This is a genomic window from Mycobacterium sp. ITM-2016-00317, from assembly GCF_002968295.1.
GTDB lineage: Bacteria > Actinomycetota > Actinomycetes > Mycobacteriales > Mycobacteriaceae > Mycobacterium.
Genome location: NZ_CP134399.1, coordinates 3,178,648 through 3,195,514 on the forward strand (window position 1 = coordinate 3,178,648; position 16,867 = coordinate 3,195,514).

General features: G+C 69.7%; 19 protein-coding genes and 3 pseudogenes. 10 read left to right on the forward strand and 12 right to left on the reverse strand.

Going from position 1 to position 16,867, the window contains the following annotated elements; all coding sequences use genetic code 11:
• Positions 1-4: 4 nt before the first annotated feature.
• On the forward strand, positions 5-886 hold the full coding sequence (locus C6A87_RS15080) for a TIGR03854 family LLM class F420-dependent oxidoreductase (protein WP_311117948.1): 882 nt from the start codon (positions 5-7) through the stop codon (positions 884-886).
• Here C6A87_RS15080 and C6A87_RS15085 read toward each other — a convergent pair.
• Positions 858-2,395 (reverse strand): annotated as a pseudogene (locus tag C6A87_RS15085) (class I adenylate-forming enzyme family protein). The gene C6A87_RS15080 and the pseudogene C6A87_RS15085 sit on opposite strands and share 29 nt — an antisense overlap.
• Before the next feature lie 63 nt (positions 2,396-2,458).
• On the opposite strand from C6A87_RS15085, the gene C6A87_RS15090 reads away from it, so the two are divergent.
• The 3 genes and pseudogenes from C6A87_RS15090 to C6A87_RS15100 all read left to right on the forward strand — a co-directional run bounded on the left by C6A87_RS15090 (position 2,459) and on the right by C6A87_RS15100 (position 3,649).
• The gene (locus tag C6A87_RS15090; RefSeq protein WP_311113022.1) at positions 2,459-2,971 is read left to right on the forward strand and encodes a DinB family protein; all 513 of its coding nucleotides are present in this window, start codon (positions 2,459-2,461) and stop codon (positions 2,969-2,971) included.
• A gap of 33 nt (positions 2,972-3,004) precedes the next feature.
• Positions 3,005-3,259, forward strand: a pseudogene (locus C6A87_RS15095) (STAS/SEC14 domain-containing protein); the annotation flags it as partial.
• Between the two features lie 9 nt (positions 3,260-3,268).
• Positions 3,269-3,649 carry a DUF4267 domain-containing protein gene (locus C6A87_RS15100; RefSeq protein WP_311113023.1) on the forward strand — a complete coding sequence of 127 codons (381 nt, stop codon included), beginning with the start codon at positions 3,269-3,271 and terminating at the stop codon, positions 3,647-3,649.
• Positions 3,650-3,656: 7 nt separating this feature from the next.
• On the opposite strand, the gene C6A87_RS15105 is transcribed toward C6A87_RS15100, so the two are convergent.
• Together C6A87_RS15105 and C6A87_RS15110 are read right to left on the reverse strand one after the other, a co-directional pair.
• Positions 3,657-4,205 carry a class I SAM-dependent methyltransferase gene (locus tag C6A87_RS15105; RefSeq protein WP_311113024.1) on the reverse strand — a complete coding sequence of 183 codons (549 nt, stop codon included), beginning with the start codon at positions 4,203-4,205 and terminating at the stop codon, positions 3,657-3,659.
• A gap of 27 nt (positions 4,206-4,232) precedes the next feature.
• Entirely contained in the window at positions 4,233-4,577 is a 345-nt protein-coding gene (locus C6A87_RS15110; protein WP_311113025.1) for a DUF3253 domain-containing protein, read from the reverse strand.
• A gap of 157 nt (positions 4,578-4,734) precedes the next feature.
• On the opposite strand from C6A87_RS15110, the gene C6A87_RS15115 reads away from it, so the two are divergent.
• Positions 4,735-5,001 (forward strand): hypothetical protein, encoded by a 267-nt coding sequence (locus C6A87_RS15115; protein ID WP_040542565.1) that lies wholly within the window; start codon positions 4,735-4,737, stop codon positions 4,999-5,001.
• A 72-nt stretch (positions 5,002-5,073) separates the two neighbouring features.
• On the opposite strand, the gene C6A87_RS15120 is transcribed toward C6A87_RS15115, so the two are convergent.
• Complete coding sequence (locus C6A87_RS15120) at positions 5,074-6,033, reverse strand: alpha/beta hydrolase family protein (RefSeq protein ID WP_311113026.1); 960 nt, start codon at positions 6,031-6,033, stop codon at positions 5,074-5,076.
• A 176-nt stretch (positions 6,034-6,209) separates the two neighbouring features.
• Here C6A87_RS15120 and C6A87_RS15125 point away from each other — a divergent pair.
• Positions 6,210-7,547 (forward strand): annotated as a pseudogene (locus C6A87_RS15125) (NAD(P)/FAD-dependent oxidoreductase); the annotation flags it as partial.
• Positions 7,548-7,852: 305 nt separating this feature from the next.
• Here C6A87_RS15125 and C6A87_RS15130 read toward each other — a convergent pair.
• The 6 genes from C6A87_RS15130 to C6A87_RS15155 all read right to left on the reverse strand — a co-directional run bounded on the left by C6A87_RS15130 (position 7,853) and on the right by C6A87_RS15155 (position 11,859).
• Positions 7,853-8,218, reverse strand: coding sequence for a S4 domain-containing protein (locus C6A87_RS15130; protein WP_311113028.1), 366 nt, complete (start codon positions 8,216-8,218; stop codon positions 7,853-7,855).
• Between the two features lie 27 nt (positions 8,219-8,245).
• Positions 8,246-9,112, reverse strand: a complete 867-nt coding sequence (locus C6A87_RS15135; protein WP_311113029.1) for an EamA family transporter — start codon at positions 9,110-9,112, stop codon at positions 8,246-8,248.
• Between the two features lie 74 nt (positions 9,113-9,186).
• Positions 9,187-9,486: a hypothetical protein gene (locus C6A87_RS15140; RefSeq protein WP_311113030.1), complete on the reverse strand. Its 300-nt coding sequence runs from the start codon at positions 9,484-9,486 to the stop codon at positions 9,187-9,189.
• A 2-nt stretch (positions 9,487-9,488) separates the two neighbouring features.
• Entirely contained in the window at positions 9,489-10,139 is a 651-nt protein-coding gene (locus C6A87_RS15145; protein ID WP_311113031.1) for a DJ-1/PfpI family protein, read from the reverse strand.
• A gap of 82 nt (positions 10,140-10,221) precedes the next feature.
• The gene (locus tag C6A87_RS15150; RefSeq protein WP_311113032.1) at positions 10,222-11,184 is read right to left on the reverse strand and encodes a helix-turn-helix domain-containing protein; all 963 of its coding nucleotides are present in this window, start codon (positions 11,182-11,184) and stop codon (positions 10,222-10,224) included.
• Between the two features lie 9 nt (positions 11,185-11,193).
• A complete protein-coding gene (locus tag C6A87_RS15155; RefSeq protein ID WP_311113033.1) occupies positions 11,194-11,859 on the reverse strand; it encodes an HD domain-containing protein in 666 nt (221 codons plus the stop codon).
• A 149-nt stretch (positions 11,860-12,008) separates the two neighbouring features.
• On the opposite strand from C6A87_RS15155, the gene C6A87_RS15160 reads away from it, so the two are divergent.
• Together C6A87_RS15160 and C6A87_RS15165 are read left to right on the forward strand one after the other, a co-directional pair.
• Positions 12,009-12,758: an SDR family oxidoreductase gene (locus C6A87_RS15160; protein WP_311113034.1), complete on the forward strand. Its 750-nt coding sequence runs from the start codon at positions 12,009-12,011 to the stop codon at positions 12,756-12,758.
• 30 nt (positions 12,759-12,788) lie between these two features.
• Positions 12,789-13,397 (forward strand): TetR/AcrR family transcriptional regulator, encoded by a 609-nt coding sequence (locus C6A87_RS15165; RefSeq protein ID WP_311113035.1) that lies wholly within the window; start codon positions 12,789-12,791, stop codon positions 13,395-13,397.
• Here the strand turns inward: C6A87_RS15165 and C6A87_RS15170 are convergent.
• Both C6A87_RS15170 and C6A87_RS15175 read right to left on the reverse strand, forming a co-directional pair.
• Positions 13,387-13,962, reverse strand: coding sequence for an FKBP-type peptidyl-prolyl cis-trans isomerase (locus tag C6A87_RS15170; RefSeq protein WP_311113036.1), 576 nt, complete (start codon positions 13,960-13,962; stop codon positions 13,387-13,389). The two genes, C6A87_RS15165 and C6A87_RS15170, sit on opposite strands and share 11 nt — an antisense overlap.
• 56 nt (positions 13,963-14,018) lie before the next feature.
• Entirely contained in the window at positions 14,019-14,528 is a 510-nt protein-coding gene (locus C6A87_RS15175) for a MarR family transcriptional regulator (RefSeq protein WP_311113037.1), read from the reverse strand.
• 56 nt (positions 14,529-14,584) lie between these two features.
• Between C6A87_RS15175 and C6A87_RS15180 the strand changes: the two genes are divergently transcribed.
• Positions 14,585-15,706, forward strand: a complete 1,122-nt coding sequence (locus C6A87_RS15180; protein ID WP_311113038.1) for an FUSC family protein — start codon at positions 14,585-14,587, stop codon at positions 15,704-15,706.
• A gap of 199 nt (positions 15,707-15,905) precedes the next feature.
• Complete coding sequence (locus tag C6A87_RS15185; protein WP_311113039.1) at positions 15,906-16,826, forward strand: permease; 921 nt, start codon at positions 15,906-15,908, stop codon at positions 16,824-16,826.
• Positions 16,827-16,867 lie beyond the last annotated feature (41 nt).

The following is a 16,867-nucleotide window of genomic DNA, read 5'->3' on the forward strand; positions in this document are numbered from 1 at the left end:
CATGGTGAAAGTCAGGTTCGGCGTCAGTCTCGGCGCAGACGTCCCGCATGAGTGTCTGGGGCAGGTCGTCGACCAGCTGGAGAGCGCCGGCGTCGATTCGCTGTGGTTCTCCGAGCTGGTCTATTCGCCTGCGGTGGAGCCGTTCGTCGGCATGGCCTATGCGTTGGCCCGCACGAGCCGGCTCAAGGTCGGGACGTCGGTGGCGGTGCTGCCCGGGCGGCATCCGGTGCTGGTGGCCAAACAACTCGCGTCGCTGGCGGCGCTGGCGCCGAAGCGGGTGCTGCCGGTCTTCGGGCTGCGCTCGGCGCTGCCTGCCGAGCGGGACGCGTTCGTGGTGCCCGACGGTCGGCGTGCGGCAGTGTTCGACGAGTCCCTGCGTCTGCTGCGCACTGCGCTCGACGGGCGCGAACGCACCTTCGAGGGAGAGTTCTTCTCGATGCGCGACCTCGATGTACAGCCCAAACCTGATGGCCGCGTCGATATTTGGCTGGGCGGATCGTCACCGGCCGGCTACCGGCGCATCGGCGAGCATGCCGACGGCTGGCTGGGCAGCTTCGTGACCCCGGCCGAGGCGGGCCAGGCCAGGCTCGCGATCCGCGCCGCGGCGCAGGCGGCAGACCGCGAGGTCCCCGAGGATCACTACGGCATCAATCTGGCTGTCGGCGGCGGCGATCTGCCCGCGCCCGTCCTGGCCGCGATCCGACGGCGGCGCCCCGATCTCGACCCCACCGAACTGGTCGCCGCCGACTGGGCGCAACTGCACCGCCAGATCGACGGCTATCTGGCCGCCGGGCTGACGAAGTTCGTGATCCGGCCGGCGGCCGAGGTGCAGACGGCCGACTTCCTTGAGCAGTTCGTCAAAGAGCTTCTGCCGCGCCAGAATTGACGAACCAGCTGCGGATCTCGCGCCGGTTGAGCTTACCGCTGGGCAGGGTGGGGATCCGGTCGCTGCCGGCGATCAGCCAGCGGGTCGGGACCTTGTAGGACGACAGTGCATCCCGGGTGCGCCGCGCGACCGATTCGACGTCGATGCCGACGCCGGCACCAGCACGGCACACACCTCTTCGTCGCGCTCGGGATGGTCGGCGCCGACGACCACGCACTGCGCGACGTCGTCGAAGGCCGCGATGACGGCCTCCACCTCGAGCGGTGAGACGTTCGCCCCCGAGGTCTTGATCAGCTCGCTGGTCCGGCCGACGTAGAACAGCCGCGGGTCGCCGGCGCGGCGGTAGACCCGGTCTCCGGTGTGATACCAGCCGTCCTGGTCGAACGTGTCGCTGCGCTCGCGCTTGTTGTAACCGGCCATCACGCCGATGCCGCGGACCAGTAGCTCACCGACCTGCCCGTCCGGCACGGGTGCACCGGCCTCGTCGACGATCGCGATCTCGGTGTAAGCGAACCCGCCGGCGGTCTCGGACATGGTGCGGTGCACCGGGAATCCGTCGGGCACATCGGTCATCGCGATGTCGAGGGGGCCGTCGCGCAGCATGGGTGCGGGGCTGAGGTCCCGGTCGGCGAAGCTCGGGTGCTCCCGCAGTCGCTGGGTGAACGCCGGCCACCCCACCAGGCCGGTCGCCCGCTCGTTCTCGGCGAGGTCCAGGGCGGTCTCGGGGTCCAGCTTGGGCAGCACCAGCAGGGTCACGGGTTCGTGCAGCGCGCCGGTCGCCGCGAGCACTCCGCCGATCCAGAAGAACGGCATCGCCGACAGGATCACCGGGTCGGCGGCCGACCCGGTGACGGCGCGGATCGCGGCGGGCCACGTCGAGGTCTGGCGTGCGAGGGTGCCGTGGGTGTGCAGGACACCCTTGGGGTCGGCCGTCGAACCCGAGGTGTGCACCATGATCGCAAGGTCTGCCGGATGCACCTCGGCTTCGGCGGCCTGCTGGATCGCCGGCGGCACGGCGTCGGCGTCGTCGACGGTGCTCACCCACGGATGATCGGCGCCTTCGGTGAACACGATGCGGCGCAGAAACGGCGCTTCGCTCAACGTGATTCGTGGGCCGCGCTGGTCGCCCAGGCCGGGCAGTGCCTCGCGCAGTCGGTCGGCGACGTCGATGTCGAGCACCCGGGGCGGCGCGATCAGCATCGCGACGTCGGCCAACCGCAGCACCTTGGCGAGTTCGAGCGGGCGGTACATCGTGCTCAGCGGGACCGCGACGGCTCCGATCCGCGACACCGCCAACCACCAGCTCACCCACTGGGCGCTGTTGGGCATGAACAACCCGACCCGGGTGCCCTTGCCCGCCCCCTGCCCGAGCAGCCAGCGCGCGAGTCGGGCCGATTGCCGGTCCGCGTCGGCGTAGGTGAGCCGCTCGGTCGGGCTGACCACGTAACTGCGGTCGCCGTAGGCACGTGCGGCGGCGGTCAGGAGGGCCGGAACGGTCAGTGCATCCACGTGTCGATCTCCTCCAATGGCTGTCGGGCACCGGGGCTCGGCTCCGGTGGCAGGATCGCATGTGTGACCGGGGACCCGCGCGCGACACCGCCGATGAACACCGACGAGCGCACGACGCTGGAGGCGTGGCTGGACTTCCAGCGGGACACGCTGCTGCTCAAGTGCGACGGATTGTCCGAATCGCAGCTTCGGCTGGCCTCGGTGCCGCCGTCGCCGCTGACGCTGCAGGGCCTCGTCCAGCACATGGCCGAGGTCGAGCGCAACTGGTTCCGGCGCATCCTCGCAGGCGAGCCCGCCCCGCCGATCTACGATCCGGAAGCCGACACCGCCGGCCACGACGGTGGATTCGATCTCGCCGACGGCATCACCTTCGATGATGCGGTGGACACCTGGCGGCGTGAGGTCGCCGCCGCCCGCGCCAACAGTGCGGCATGCGCGTTGACCGAGACCCGGCCGTTCATGGGCACCGAGGTGTCACTGCGCTGGATCTACCTACACATGATCGGGGAGTACGGGCGGCACAACGGGCACGCGGACCTGCTCCGCGAGCGAATCGACGGCGCGGTGGGGGTCTGAGTGGGAGACTCGACACCGTCCGCCTGACTGGATCCGGGAGGTCGGATGATCGAGCTTCTCGAGGATCTGAAGACGAGCCTGGGCACGTTCGTGCGGCACCATTCGGCGTTCCGACGCATCGCGATCATCGCGGACCGGGAGTGGATCGCACACACGCTGCACGCAGTCGGCTGGATGGTCCCTGGCGAACTGAAACTGTTCGGCATATCCGATCTCGAACAGGCGAAGGCCTGGGCGGCCAGGCTGACCTCAGCGGAATCAGCCTGCCCGCCGGAGAACTGCACGTAGGGTCCCGGCATGACCGCAGACCGTGCAGCCCTGGTGGCCGGTGGCATCCGGCTGGCGTCGGGGATCTCGTTTCTCGTCGACCCGCTTCGCGCGAACAGGTTGTGGGGCGATCCCGACGAGCCGCCGCCGTCGGCCAGGTTACTGCTCCGCTCGATGGGGTACCGGGACGCGCTGATCGGCGGAATGCTGATCGCGGCCGGCCTGCGGGGGCAGGACACCCGCGGGTGGTTTCTGGCCTCCGGCGGCGCCGACGCATCCGACCTGCTCGGCGGGATGAGCGTGCACGACCAGATGCGGCCGGCGCAGAAACTCATCGGTCTCGGCGGCGCGGTCCTCGGCATCGGTGTCGGCATGTGGGGTGCCACTCGGCGCCCCGTCCGGGCGTCCTGACCCGGCGCTAGCGTCGACGGGCCAACAGCCACGCCTCGCCGTGTTCTTCGCCGTGCGCAATCGTCTCGAGAGCAGCGAACGCGGTGAACAGTTCGCCTGCACCGGCCCGAAACCGCCCGGGAGTCGCTCCGACCTCGCTGAGCGCGCTGATGGCGAGTATCCCGCCGACGGCCAACCGGTCGATGATCGACGCGTCGAGCCGAGCGTCGCGGAACTTGTTGCACAGCAGCACGTCCGCCGCGTCCCCCGCGGGCAGGCCGGTGTCGAGGTCGACGATGTCGAACCGGCAGCGCGCTGCCTGTCCGCATTTCTCTGCGAGCCCGCGCGCCTGGGCGATCGCCACGGCCGACGCGTCACACGCCCAGACCCGCAGCCCGCGCCGGGCCAGCCATACGCTGGCCGCCCCCGCTCCGCAGGCCAGTTCCACGGCGTGGCCACGGGTGGGGAAGAGGTCGGCGAAAGGCTGGAAACACGCGGGCAGACCGACCTCGTCGGCGGTGAGCGGACCGTGCTCGCGGTAGCGGCGGTTCCACCGGGCCGCGTCCTGTTCGGTCACGAGAACACAGGCTACGTGCGGATGTGGTCAGCGGTGGGCACGCACGCTGATCCGGATGGGGCCCCGCCAATCCTGTTCGGGGTTCAGCACTCTGCCGCGCTGGCTGATCTCTACGGCGCCACAGCGCGCCAGCTCGCGCGCGAGGTCGCGGGCATCGGCCATCAGCTCGCGCCAGTCCTGGCCGCCGACGGCGCGCGTGGCGTCGGACGGACAGGTACTGCTGTCCGGCCCCCGGTGGGCGGCAAGGGCGAGGATCGCGCCCCGCAGCCGCTCCGTGATCGGGGCGTCAGACAGCGCGCGTCGAGCCTCCTCGGACCCCGGCCCGTCCCCGTCCGCGATCCGCGCCAGCTCTGCACCTCGGGGCTCGGTCATCACCCTCAGTGTGCCCTGGACCCACCGCACCACACACCCACGTAACGCGCACGGCCCGGGGTTGTCGCAACTGATGTGTTTACCGTCCCCAGTTTGCGGATAGAGATTTCCTGTTCGCAAAGACTGCGGGTCGACACCCGGGATTGGAGTGCTCACGATGAAGTTGAACCACGTCCTTGCCAGCGCCGCCGTGTTCGGCGGACTCGCCGTCGGGGCGGTGGGGGTCGCCTCCACGGCCGCCGCTCAGCCGGGCTGGACACCGCCGCCGGTTCCGCCCGCCGGGCCCGAGGTCGGTCAGGCGCCTGCCGGGGCGCCGCCGAAGCCGGTCGACCCGCTGTGGGCCAACGGCCAGCCGCAGGTCTGGGACGAGGGCTGGCAGCACTGGGGCGTGTGGCTCAACGGCGTCTTCGTGCCCACCTACTGATCAGGCAGCCGCGGCCCCCGCAGACCCACGGTGCTGCGGGGGCCGCGCCGCTTTCACGGTTCCGCCCGGGACTCAGGCGCCGAGGACCCGCTGGATGTCGGGCTTCATCGCGTTGAGCTGCGAACCCCAGTAGCCCCACCCGTGGGTGCCGTTGGCGGGGAAGTTGAAGACGCCGTTCGACCCGCCGGCGGCCTGATATGCGCGCTGGAAATTCCGGTTGCTGTCCAGCGTGATCGCTTCGAGCACCTGACCCGGCACGTCGCCGCCTCCGCCGAGTTCTCCGGGCCGCCCGGTGCCGCAGTACACCCAGATCCGGGTGCCGTTGGCCACCAGACGCCCGACGTTGACCGTCGGGTCGTTGCGCTTCCACGCGGCGCTGCCGCCGAGGCCCCACATCGCCGTCGAGCTGAAGCCGCCCGCGTCGCGCATCGCGATGCTGACCAGCAGCGGCCACAGCCCCTCGGACAGGTTCAGATAGCCCGACAGCGACGCCGCGTAGCTGAACTGGCCCGGGTGATAGGCGGCCATGATCAGTGCCGCACTGCCCGACATCGACAGGCCGACCACCGCATTGCCGGTCGGGGAGGTGCCTTTGGTGGCGGCCAGGTAGGCCGGCAGCTCCGAGGTCAGGAATGTCTCCCACTGGTAGTTGTACGTGGTGCCGTTGCCGACGGCCGGGCCCTGCCAGTTGGTGTAGAAGCTCGACATGCCGCCCACGGGCATGACCACCGACAGTCCCGACTCGAAGAACGTCTCGAACGCCGCGGTCTCGATGTCCCACCCACTGTTGTCGTCGCGGGCCCGCAGCCCGTCGAGCAGGTAGACCGCCTTCGGTCCGCCGCCCTGGAACTTGACGGGAATGTCGCGGCCCATGGCCGCCGACGGCACCATCAGCGTTTCGACCGGCAGACCCGGGCGCGAGTACGCCGCGGCCGTCGCCGACCCTCCGGCCACCGCGATGAGACCGGACAGGAGCAGTGTTATCAGTGCGCTGACCGACAGTCGCCGGGCTGCGTGTCGTATCGGTTCCATTCGTTACCGCCGTCCTCTCGGCGCCCGGAGGCGCGCGTGCCTGGTCGAGCACGGCCGTGCCGGCCACTTCTTCGCCCGCACCGCGTGTACCCGCTCCGGATACTTCGTCATGTGACGATTTGACGTTACGTCCGTGCCGTTTTGGCGGGCGAGATGCGGGAACTAGCCTCGTAGTGGTGAGCCGGAGTCGTCCCAGAGTGTTGATCATCGGTGGAGGGTTCGGCGGTTTGTTCTGCGCCCGCCGGCTGGCCCGGAGCGCGGTGGACGTCACCGTGCTCGATCGTTCGGCCGGTCACCTGTTCCAGCCGCTGCTCTATCAGTGCGCGACCGGGACGCTGAGCATCGCGCACATCAGCCGCCCGCTGCGCGAGCAGTTCGCCCGCAACCCCAACATCCGGACACTGCTCGGCAAAGCGGTCGAGGTCGACCCCGACCGCCGGGTGGTGACCGCGATGCGGCCGGACGAGACCACGTTCACGCTGGAGTACGACGTGCTCGTCGTCGCGTCGGGTATGCAGCAGTCCTACTTCGGGAAGAGTCATTTCGCTGAGTGGGCGCCCGGGATGAAGACCCTCGACGACGCGCTGGGCATCCGGCAGCGGATCTTCACCGCCTTCGAGATCGCCGAGACCCTCCCGCCTGGGCCTGAGCGGGACGCTTGGCTGACATTCGCCGTCGCCGGCGGGGGGCCGACCGGTGTCGAACTGGCCGGCCAGATCCGGGAAATGGCGACCAGGACACTGGCCCACGAGTTCCACAGCATCGAGCCGGAGGAAGCTCGCGTGCTGCTGTTCGACGGTGGGGACCGGGTGCTGAAGAGTTTCGCCCCGGACCTTTCTCAAAGCGCCGCGCAGACCCTGCAGAAGCTCGGCGTCGAGATACGTCTCGGCGTCCATGTCACCGACGTGCGCCGGGACGGCGTCACCGTCACGCCGAAATCGGGAGCGGCCGAGGAGTGTTACGCAACGCGCACCGTCTTCTGGACCGCCGGGGTCGAGGCGGTCCCGTTCGCCCGTCATCTCGCGCAGGTGTGTGGGGTGGAGACCGACCGGGCGGGGCGACTGGCCGTCGAACCCGATCTGTCCCTGCCCGGACATCCCGAGATCTTCGTCGTCGGCGATCTGGTCGGCCGCGATGATCTGCCAGGCGTCGCCGAGAACGCGATGCAGGGCGGTCTGCACGCCGCCGCCTGCATCCGCCGCGACCTCGCCGGCCGACCCCGCCGCAGATACACCTACCGCAATCTGGGTTCGGCGGCCTACATCAGCCGTGGCAATGCGCTGCTCCAGGTCGGGCCGGTGAGACTGTCCGGGTTCGTGGGCTGGATCGCATGGGGTCTGCTGCACATCGCCTTCCTCACCGGCATGCGCAACCGGATCAGCACCGTGGCAACGTGGTTGGCCACCATCGCACGCTCCAGCCGCTATCACCGGGCGTTCATGCTGGGAAGTGCCAGCACCCCGGAACACCGCTACACGTGGTCCAGCCGCGAGGACCTGCCGACACCGCAGCCCCACCGGGGTTCGACCAACGGGATACCGGGAATACGGGGCGGCATGACCATCTCCCCGGAGGACGTACGACGGCTCCTCGACTCCGACGAAGGTGCCCGGCTGGTGCTGATCGAAGGCCGCGCCGAAGTCATCACCGATGAAGAGAAGGACAGCGACACCTACCGCGGCGCGCTCGAGGTGATCACCCGGCAGGAACTGCTCGACCGCATCGGCGGGGACGGCGACCTCAGCGACGACCGGGTGGCCGCGCAGGCCGCCTCGCTGGACACCGCGGTCAACGAACTGGGCGGCTAGTCAGCAGCCGGTCAGCCCTGGCCGGAGCGCCACTTGTCGAGTAGTCGGCGGTCCCGCTTGGTCGGCCGACCGGCCCCGCGGTCACGGACCGCGACGGGAATGAGCGGAACCGCGGGCGGCGGCGGAGTCCGGTCCAGGTAACAGGTCACCGCGTCGGCGGCGCCGACGCGTTTCTGGATGATCCGGGCGACCTCGACGATGCGCGTGTGCTCGCCGACCCTGGCGCGCACCTCGTCGCCGGGGGAGACGGGGGTGGACGGCTTGGCCTGCCTGCCGTTGACCTTGACCTGCCCACCGCGGCACGCCGACGCGGCGTCGGGGCGGGTCTTGGTGAGCCGGACCGCCCACAACCAGCGATCCACGCGCGTGGACTCCATGGGTCCATCTTGGACCACGACGCGGTGTCAGCCGACCTCGACCGGGACGGCCATCTCCCGGCCGCCGGCACGTGCGGCGCCGGTGCCCGCGGCGACCACCGCGATGATGCCGAGCACGCCCACCGGGCCGGGATTCTGGTCCAGAAGCAGGTATCCGACCAGCAGCGCGAAGGCGGGTTCGAGGCTCATCAAGATGCCGAACGCGGCGGTGGTCAGTCTGCGCAGTGCCAGCAGCTCCAGCACGTAGGGCAGCACCGGCAGCAGCAGCGCCATCCCGAGACCGATGAGCAGCACCTCCGGGGTCAGCTTCGAGAACGCGGAGCTGTCGACGAAGAAACTGGCCACCACGCCGGCGATCGGCATCGACACAGCCAGTCCGTTGACTCCAGCGACCTCGTCGCCGACCCGCTGCGTGAGCAGGATGTAGAGCGCCCAGCAGACGCCGGCCGCGATCGCCAGCAGCGCACCCCTGGGATCGATGCCGCCGCTGAAGGGTTCACTGAGCAGCACCACACCGAGCGCGGCCAGCGCCGGCCACAGAAACCGGTGCCTGCCGCGGCCGTGCATGATCGCCAGCGCCAGCGGCCCCAGGAACTCCAGCGCGGTGGCGGTGCCCAGCGCCAGTCGGTCCAGCGAAGCCATGAAGAACAGCGTGATCGCCGCGGTGACACAGCCGAGCACGATGCACATCCCGAATGTGCGCCAGGTGAACGCGGACGGACGGGGCCGCACCACCACCAGGAGCAGGATGCCGGCCAGCGAGAGCCGCAGCCATGCGGTGCCGTCGGAGCCGATATGATCGATCAGTCCGATCGCGACGACCAGACCCAGTTGGATCGAGATCTGGGCCGCGATGGCCATCAGCACACCGGTGCGGGCGGGATCGGAATTCACCTCTGCATTGGACGGCACGAACCGGCGCCGCGCGTACCCGGTCGGCAAACTGATTCCGTGTTGAGATAAACCCGTCAGCGGCGGCGGATCCCGGTGACTGCCGAGGGTGGCAACCGTCCGGCGCGGCTGTGACCGCTGAGCCGGTCCCCATCGACGGACACCTCGAACTCCAGCCGCAGCCGCATCGGTCTGGTCACCGTCTGCCGCCAGGTCACCCGGCCTTCGTCCGCGACGATGTCGGTGAGCGGCACCGTCTCCCGTTGGCCGGTGGCCGTGCCGCTGAGCATCCCGTCGCGCTCGACGAACGAGTAGACGATCTTCAGCGAGCCGATCGGAGTCTTGATCGCGACGTCCCAGTCACCCGCGATGGCCATCGTCACCACGCTTGCGGCTCGCGGCCGCCGGCGGTCCAGACCGTGCCGCGGCGCTCGAAGGCAAACATCTGCTCCACGGCCAGCGCGATGTGCGGGCCGTATGTGCGCTCCAGAAGGTGCAGCGCGAGATCCAGTCCGGAGGTCACACCCCCGGCAGTGACGAGGTCGCCGTCGTCGACGACCCGGGCCGCCACCGGGACCGCGCCGGCGGCTTCCAGCATCTCGACACCGAGGTGGTGGGTGTTTGCCAGGCCCTCGAGCAGACCCGCCATCGCCAGCGCCAGCGACCCGCCGCACACCGTCGCGACCGTCACCTCGGGGTTGGCCAGCGCCGCCCGTATCAGCGGCACGGCCGCGGTCTCGCCGAACCGTGCCAGCAGGACGGGGATCGTGTCGATCTCGTCCGGGTCTCCCGCCAACGGGCCGCTGGCCCCGGGGACGATCACGTAGCCGGGCTTGGCCGGGTCCAGACCGGCGGTGGCCCGCAGTGTCAGACCGCGGGAGCCGCTGACGACCGTGCGGGGCCCCTCCGCGGTGACCAGTTCGACGTCGAGTTCACCCCCGACATAGTCGCTGCCCGCGACCAGGACCTCGTACGGGGCGATGACGTCGAGCGGGTCGAACCCGTCGAACAGAACGATTTGTGCGTGCATGTCCTCATCGTCGGCGACACCCGGTGGTCTCCGACAGTGGCTGTCGCGCCACGCTCCGCTGTGATCTGGCCACGAAATCGGTTCATACTGCCTGCTTTTCGCGGAAGGTGTTGCGATAGGTCTGCGGCGCGACACCGCTGAGGCGGCGGAACTGCTCCCGGAAGTTGGCGGGGGAGGCGAAGCCGACGTCGCGGCCGATGCGTTCGACTCCGCGCGGGGAGCGTTCGAGGAGTTCCTGGGCATGGCGGATGCGCACCCCGGTGAGCCACTGCATCGGGGTCTGGCCGACCTCGGCCTGGAAGCGGCGGTTCAGCGTGCGCACGCTCATCGCGGCGTGGTCGGCGATGTCGGTCAGGGTCAGGTCGCGGTGGGCGTTTCCCTCGATCCAGGCCAGCACCGCATCGAATTCGGTTTTGTGCCCGATCCCGTTGGCGGGCAGGCTATTGCGGACGATGAACTGCGCCTGGCCGCCGCTGCGGTGCAGTGGCGCCACCGCGATGCGGGCCGCCGTGGCCGCCGCGGCGGCGCCGCGGTCCTGTTGGACCATGTGCAGGCACAGGTCGAGCCCGGCCGAAGCCCCCGCCGAGGTCAGGATCTGGCCTTCGTCGGCGTAGAGCACGTCGGGGTCGAGGTCGACGTTCGGGAAGCTCTCCCGGAACAGGTCGGCGGCCATCCAATGGGTGGTGGCCCGTTTACCGTCGAGCAGGCCGGCCGCGGCCAGGATGAAGGCCCCGGTGCAGATCGACGCGATCCGGGTTCCTCGGGCGTACACAGCCCGGAGCGCGTCGAGCACCGGTAGTGGGACTTCTGCCGCGGCGTCGTTGCGGCCGGGCACGACCACGGTGTCGGCATCGGCCAGACCCTCCAGGCCGTGATCGGTGCCGATGCGCAGCGGACCGGCGGTGACCAGCGGCTCACTACCGCACACCAGCACGCGATAAGCGTTGGCGCCGTTGACCTGCGAGACCCGGCCGAACACCTCGACCGGGACACTGAGGTCGAACGCGATCACGTCGGGCACCGCCAGGATCGCCACCTTGTGCATGAGCGGACCCTAACAGCGGCTGTCCACCGGGCGGTCGCCCCACGGGGCGCCGTCCACCACGTCCCAGAAGGTGACCCCCGGGCCGTTGAGCAGTTCGTTGATGTGCGCGGGGAAGGAGAACGGCGGGGCCTTCATCGGGTTCGCCCGAATGTCACGTCCGATCAGTTCGGCGATGGCGTAGCCGAGATCGTGACGTGGCCAGCAGGCGTGCACGCGGTCGACGAAACCCTGCGGCAGCGCCCCCTTGGCGGCACCGTCGATGTCCAGCGTGATCCCCTGAAAGGACACCGCCTGCACGGGCCCGAAGCGGTGGGCGATCCCGAGGCTGGTGTGCAGCGCGATCGCCTGCCACACCGGGAGGGCGCGCTCCTCGGGCACGCCGCGCTCACGCAGGAACTTCGCCGCGGCGTCGGCGCCGTCCACCTCGAAGCGCTGATCGCCCTGCCCGAAGTCGGTGATGCCGAGGTCGTGCAGGAGGCAACTGAGGAAGACCAGTTCCTCGTCGTAGTCGACGCCGGCCCGCAACCCGTCCGCCGCGGCCAGTTCCCGCCCGTACAGGAAGCTGCGGACACAGTGGTTGGCCAGAAACGCCGGCGACTCATCGATCACCAATTGCATTGCCGCCGTGCAGATATCGGTATCGGGCAGGTTCCATTGCGCAGTGTCGTCAGCCATCTGCCCACAGTGCCCGACCGGTAGCAACCCGGATAGTGGCCAGATGGACACGAATCGCCGCAATCTGGCCACGTTGTTTGGGTTCGCCCCGTGCGGCTATCCGCTATCGTGACGATACGTACCGTTTCGATAGGAGATGAACGAAATTGATGAAGAGCTACCTCGACAAGGATCTGCAGGGCAAGGTCGCGATCGTCACCGGCGCCGCGAGCGGCATCGGGCGCGCCACCACGCGACTGTTCACCGACTACGGCATGTCGGTGGTGGCCGAGGACCTGAATCCCGAGGTCGAGCGCGAGTTCGCCGACGTCGAGTCGGTGCAGGCACTCGTCGGTGACGTCGGACAGGAACGCACCGCCGTGGATGCGGTGGGCACGGCGCTCGACAGGTTCGGCCGTGTCGACATCGTGGTCAACAATGCCGGCACGATCGTCAACAAGCCCGTGGTGGACACGACGCTCGACGACTGGAACCGGATTCTGTCGACCAACGTGACGGGGGCGTTCCTGCACACCCGGGAGGCCATGAAGGCGATGATCCCGCAGGGCTCGGGCTCGATCGTGAACATCGGCTCGTATGCCTGCTTCCAGGCGTTCCCGACGATCTCGGCCTACGCCGCGTCCAAGGGTGCGCTGGCACAGCTGACGCGCACCGCCGCACTGGAGGGAATCGACCACGGCATCCGGGTCAACGCGATCGGCGTCGGCGATACGGTCACCAACATCCTCGGCGACCCCGGGGCGCTCAGTGAGCACGGGAAGGGCGCGCCGATCGGCCGGGCGGCGGACCCGCGGGAAATCGCCAACGCGGTAGCGTTTCTCGCATCCGGGCTGGCCGGCTACGCCGTCGGCGCGGTGTGGATGCTCGACGGCGGCATGAGTGTGGCCGTGCCGAACTGACCGCGCGCCGAACCGACAGGGGAAAAGTCGATGGAAGCCAAAGGTGCCGACACGACGGTCCGCCCGCGCGGCGCGGCGGTGACCGGATCCATCCTGCGCTGTGCGCGGGAACTGATTGCCCAACAGGGATTGGACTCGCTCACCGCCGAGGCCGTCGCCGCCCACGCCGGCGTCGGCAAGACCACGGTGTACCGGCGGTGGCCCAACGTCTGGGCACTCGTGGTGGACGCGTTCCTGGAGGACGTGAGCACGCTGGCGCCCATCCGGGAGCAGGCCACCGTGCGCGAGAGCTTCCGGTCCTCGATGCGCTTGTTGGCCAAGGCATATCGCGGTCCGACGGGTGAATTGCTCCGGGCGGTCATCGGCCGCGCACAGGTGGACAACGTGCTGCGCGAGGAGGTGCGGAACCGGTGGGTCGAGCCTCGTCGTGAGGCGGCGCGCGTGCTCGTCCGGCGCGGGATCGACAGCGGTGAACTACGCAGTGACGTCGATGTCGACGTCTTTCTCGACACCCTTTACGGACCGATCTATCACCGGTTCCTGGTTCCCTACCGCAGCGCCAGCCTGACCGACACGTACGTCGACCGGGTGGTGGACCAGGTGTTCTCGGGGGCCGAGCGACCCGGCGTCAGCCGGTGACCTCGAGGATCTTGATCGCGAAGATCAGCGAGTCGCCGGGCAGGATGCCCGCACCGGGCTGGCCGTCGGGGTAGCCGTCGGCAGAGGTCATCGCGACCGCGACGGTCGACCCGACGTTCTGACCGACGATGGCCTTCTGGAACCCGGGCACGACGCCGTCGAGCGGGAATGCCACCGGGGCGCCCCGGAGGTAGCTGCTGTCGAACACGGATCCGTCGCGACCGTTGACCCCCATGTAGCAGACGGACACGGTCGCGGTGTCCGCGACGACGGGTCCGCCGCCGGGCTGCAGGGTGTGCACCTGGGTCTCGCTGACACTGAACGGCGGCGTCACGGTGACCAGGGGCGCCGCGGAGTCGGTCGACCCGGTGACGGCGACGCTGCCGGTCGCACCGGACAGGGTCCACTCGGGGGTGGCGGCGGCGTCGGGCAGCGCCGTCGGGCAGCCGGGTGCCTGCGCTTCGGAGGAGGCCACCACGCTCGAGCCGCACGCGGACAGGGTCAGTGCGGAAGCCGCGGCACCGACGGCGAGGACGATCGACGGACGCAGGCGAAGGGAAGTCACCGCGGTCACGCTACCGTTTCGGTGCCGGCGCACTGGACGCGGCATCGGCGGGGCCGTCACTCGCCCAGTGCCGCACAGACTTTCCGCAACAGCGTGGTCAGTGTGGCGCGCTCGGCCGGGGTGAGGCCCGCGATGAGCTGTTCGTCGTCGGCCAGCCGACGGGGCATCTCGTCGTCGACGACGGCTTGACCGGCGTCGGTCAGTGCCAGCAGGACCACTCGCCCGTCGCGGTCCGACTTGTGCCGGACGAGCAGGCCACGTCGGACCAGGCTGTCGGCGATCTTGGTGATCGACGCCCCGCTGAGCATCGTGGTGGAGACCACCTCACTGGCGCGCAGCGGCCGATCGGCCCGCGCCAGGGCGCTGAGGACGCTGAACTCCGACCTGGTGATGCCGTGCTGTTCCAGGTCGAGGTCGAGCCGGTGGTTGCAGATCGACGCGATGCGCTGCACCCGGCCGAGCACATCGATGGGGGAGGTGTCGAGGTGGGGGCGCGCCCGGGCCCATTCACGGCGGACACGATCGACGGTGTCGACGGTCGGCGTCGCGTCGGATCCGCTGGTCATGACGGAGAGCCTACGCGCATTTAGTTCACTAGTAAATTAGTGATAAAGTTTTGTCAGTGCGCGCTTCCTCCCTTTCTCGACGGTTCAGCCATGGATACGCGGCGTTGACCCACGCCGCCACGCCGAGAGGGTGGCGCGGGGTACTCCGGATCGATGCGCACCGGGCGGGCCTCGCGGTCCCGTTGCGTGTCGGTGCGGCGGTGATGTTCGTGTTCGTCGTCGGCGGCCTCACAGGGCAGCGCGACGTCGCCGGTTTCGCCGCCCTCGGCGCACTGATCGCCGCATTCTGCAGACCCGATCCGTACCCGGTCCGAGCCGGACGTCTGGCCGTCCTCGGCTCCGGCATCACCGCATCGATCGGCCTCGGCGCCGCCCTGGGCGTCAGCGGCGGCGGCGTGCTCGTCGAGACCGCGGTGATATCCGTGCTCGCCGGGGTGGCGGCGTACCTGATGTGGGCCCTGCACATCGTGGGTCCCGGCGCGGTGGTCTTCGTGTTCGGCGCTGCGGGTGCGCAAGCCTTCGCGCACGACGGCGGCGACGTGCTTCGCGCGGTGACCTCGACGGCCACGGGGGCTGTCATCGGCGTGGTCGCCGCACTCGCCCCGTGGCTGTTCCGGACGTTGCGCCGCTCGGCTGTCGAATCGACAGCACCGCAACGGGAATCGTTGTGGGCCACACTGACACGTGCGCCACATCGGACGCTGGTGTCACGGAGCCTGCGGATCACCGTCGCAGGCGCGGTGGCCGCGGGGATCGCGATGGGCCTCGGATTCGAGCATCGGATGTGGGCGACGATGGGCGCGGTGGCCACCATGCAGGGTGTGGGCTATCACCTCACGGTGCACCGGGGGGTGCAGCGCCTGCTCGGCAACGTCGGCGGCGCCGCGCTGGCGGCGGCTCTGTTGGCCCTGCCGCTGGGGTACTGGGGCGCGGTCGCGGCGATCGTCGTCTTCCAGACCGCCGCCGAGATCGCGTCGACGGTGAACTACGCGTTGACGTCGCTGGCGGTGACGCCGATGGCGTTGCTGCTCACCGGCCTTCAGGCCGGGCTGGCGCCCGCGGTGGCGGTGGACCGCGTGCTCGACACCGCGGTCGGGATCGTCACCGGCATCGTCATCGCGGCAGTCACGATCAGCGGAGCAGACGCGGGGCGGCTGCGGGCAGGCCCGACCGGCTAGCTCAGGGCGGTTCAGCCACGCCGCAACGGTCAACACTGACGGTCATGGTGACGACTCAGAGCTCCACGGTGGCAGTCGGTTCACGGTGGGCCACGGCGGCCGGGGTCGCCGTCACGGTGGTCGTCGGCGTAGCCGGACTGACCTGGGCGAAATGGGTGCCCTATGTGGGTAAGGCGTTCGACGCCGCCCGCACCCACCAGTGGGCGGGTTCGGACATCCTCAAAGCCGGCGGGGTCGCGGCGGCGACGCTCCAAGTTGGCACGCGGCGACGACGTTCTTCCACGCCTATGTCGGCGCGATCTGGCCCGCGCTGCTGGTGGCACTGCTGCTCAGCGCCTGCGTGCAGGCGTTCGTTCCGCGCAGTTGGCTGCCCAGGCTGCTCAACCGGTCCAATCCGTTCACCAGTGCGGTCAGCGGCGGCGCGGCCGGCATGCCGTCGATGATGTGTGCGTGCTGCGCAGCGCCCGTGGCCGTGACGTTGCGTCGCGGTGGCGTCAATCAGGCTGCCGCAGTGGCATATTGGCTGGGCAATCCGCTGCTCAACCCGGCGGTGCTGGTCTTCCTTGCCCTAGTCGCGCCGTGGCAGTGGACCGTGACCAGGGTGCTCGTCGGTGTCGCGGCGGTCGTCGGAGGATCGGCGCTCATGGCCGTCGTGGCACGACAGCGCGACACCTCCGTGCCGCCGGAAGTCGTCCCGGCACTCGCCGACACCCGCGGCGAACCAGGACCGGCGGCCCGCTTCGGCATGGCCCTCGTCCGGCTGTGCGTCGTGCTGATCCCGGAGTACCTGGCGATGGTCCTGCTGATCGGTGCCGGACGCGGTTGGCTGCTCACGCTGATCGATCCTTCGAACAGAAGCGTGCTGATCGTCGTGGTCGCGGCGGTACTCGGCACCCTGATGGTCATCCCGACGGCCGGTGAGATCCCCATCCTGCACGGGCTTGCACTGCTCGGCGTCTCGTCGGGCGTGCTGGGTGCACTGCTGATCACGCTGCCGGCCGTCAGCCTCCCCGGTATCGCGATGGTGGCACGCAGCTTCGGCTGGCGCACGACTGCGGCCACCGCAGCCATGATCGTGGTCGCCGGACTGGCGGGCGGCGCGCTGCTCAGCGTCCTCTGAGCACGTCGCTGAAATATTCCTTGACAGGAATATGTCAGCAG

Bases quoted from the DNA above. Each gene is read 5' to 3' on its own strand.
- C6A87_RS15115 (WP_040542565.1), top strand. From the start codon at position 4,735: ATGAAGTTGAACCACGTCCTTGCCAGCGCCGCCGTGTTCGGCGGACTC.
- C6A87_RS15155 (WP_311113033.1), bottom strand. From the start codon at position 11,859: ATGGCTGACGACACTGCGCAATGGAACCTGCCCGATACCGATATCTGC.
- C6A87_RS15165 (WP_311113035.1), top strand. From the start codon at position 12,789: ATGGAAGCCAAAGGTGCCGACACGACGGTCCGCCCGCGCGGCGCGGCG.
- C6A87_RS15140 (WP_311113030.1), bottom strand. From the start codon at position 9,486: ATGGCCATCGCGGGTGACTGGGACGTCGCGATCAAGACTCCGATCGGC.
- C6A87_RS15175 (WP_311113037.1), bottom strand. From the start codon at position 14,528: ATGACCAGCGGATCCGACGCGACGCCGACCGTCGACACCGTCGATCGT.
- C6A87_RS15160 (WP_311113034.1), top strand. From the start codon at position 12,009: ATGAAGAGCTACCTCGACAAGGATCTGCAGGGCAAGGTCGCGATCGTC.
- C6A87_RS15150 (WP_311113032.1), bottom strand. From the start codon at position 11,184: ATGCACAAGGTGGCGATCCTGGCGGTGCCCGACGTGATCGCGTTCGAC.
- C6A87_RS15130 (WP_311113028.1), bottom strand. From the start codon at position 8,218: ATGGAGTCCACGCGCGTGGATCGCTGGTTGTGGGCGGTCCGGCTCACC.
- C6A87_RS15100 (WP_311113023.1), top strand. From the start codon at position 3,269: ATGACCGCAGACCGTGCAGCCCTGGTGGCCGGTGGCATCCGGCTGGCG.
- C6A87_RS15120 (WP_311113026.1), bottom strand. From the start codon at position 6,033: ATGGAACCGATACGACACGCAGCCCGGCGACTGTCGGTCAGCGCACTG.
- C6A87_RS15110 (WP_311113025.1), bottom strand. From the start codon at position 4,577: ATGACCGAGCCCCGAGGTGCAGAGCTGGCGCGGATCGCGGACGGGGAC.
- C6A87_RS15145 (WP_311113031.1), bottom strand. From the start codon at position 10,139: ATGCACGCACAAATCGTTCTGTTCGACGGGTTCGACCCGCTCGACGTC.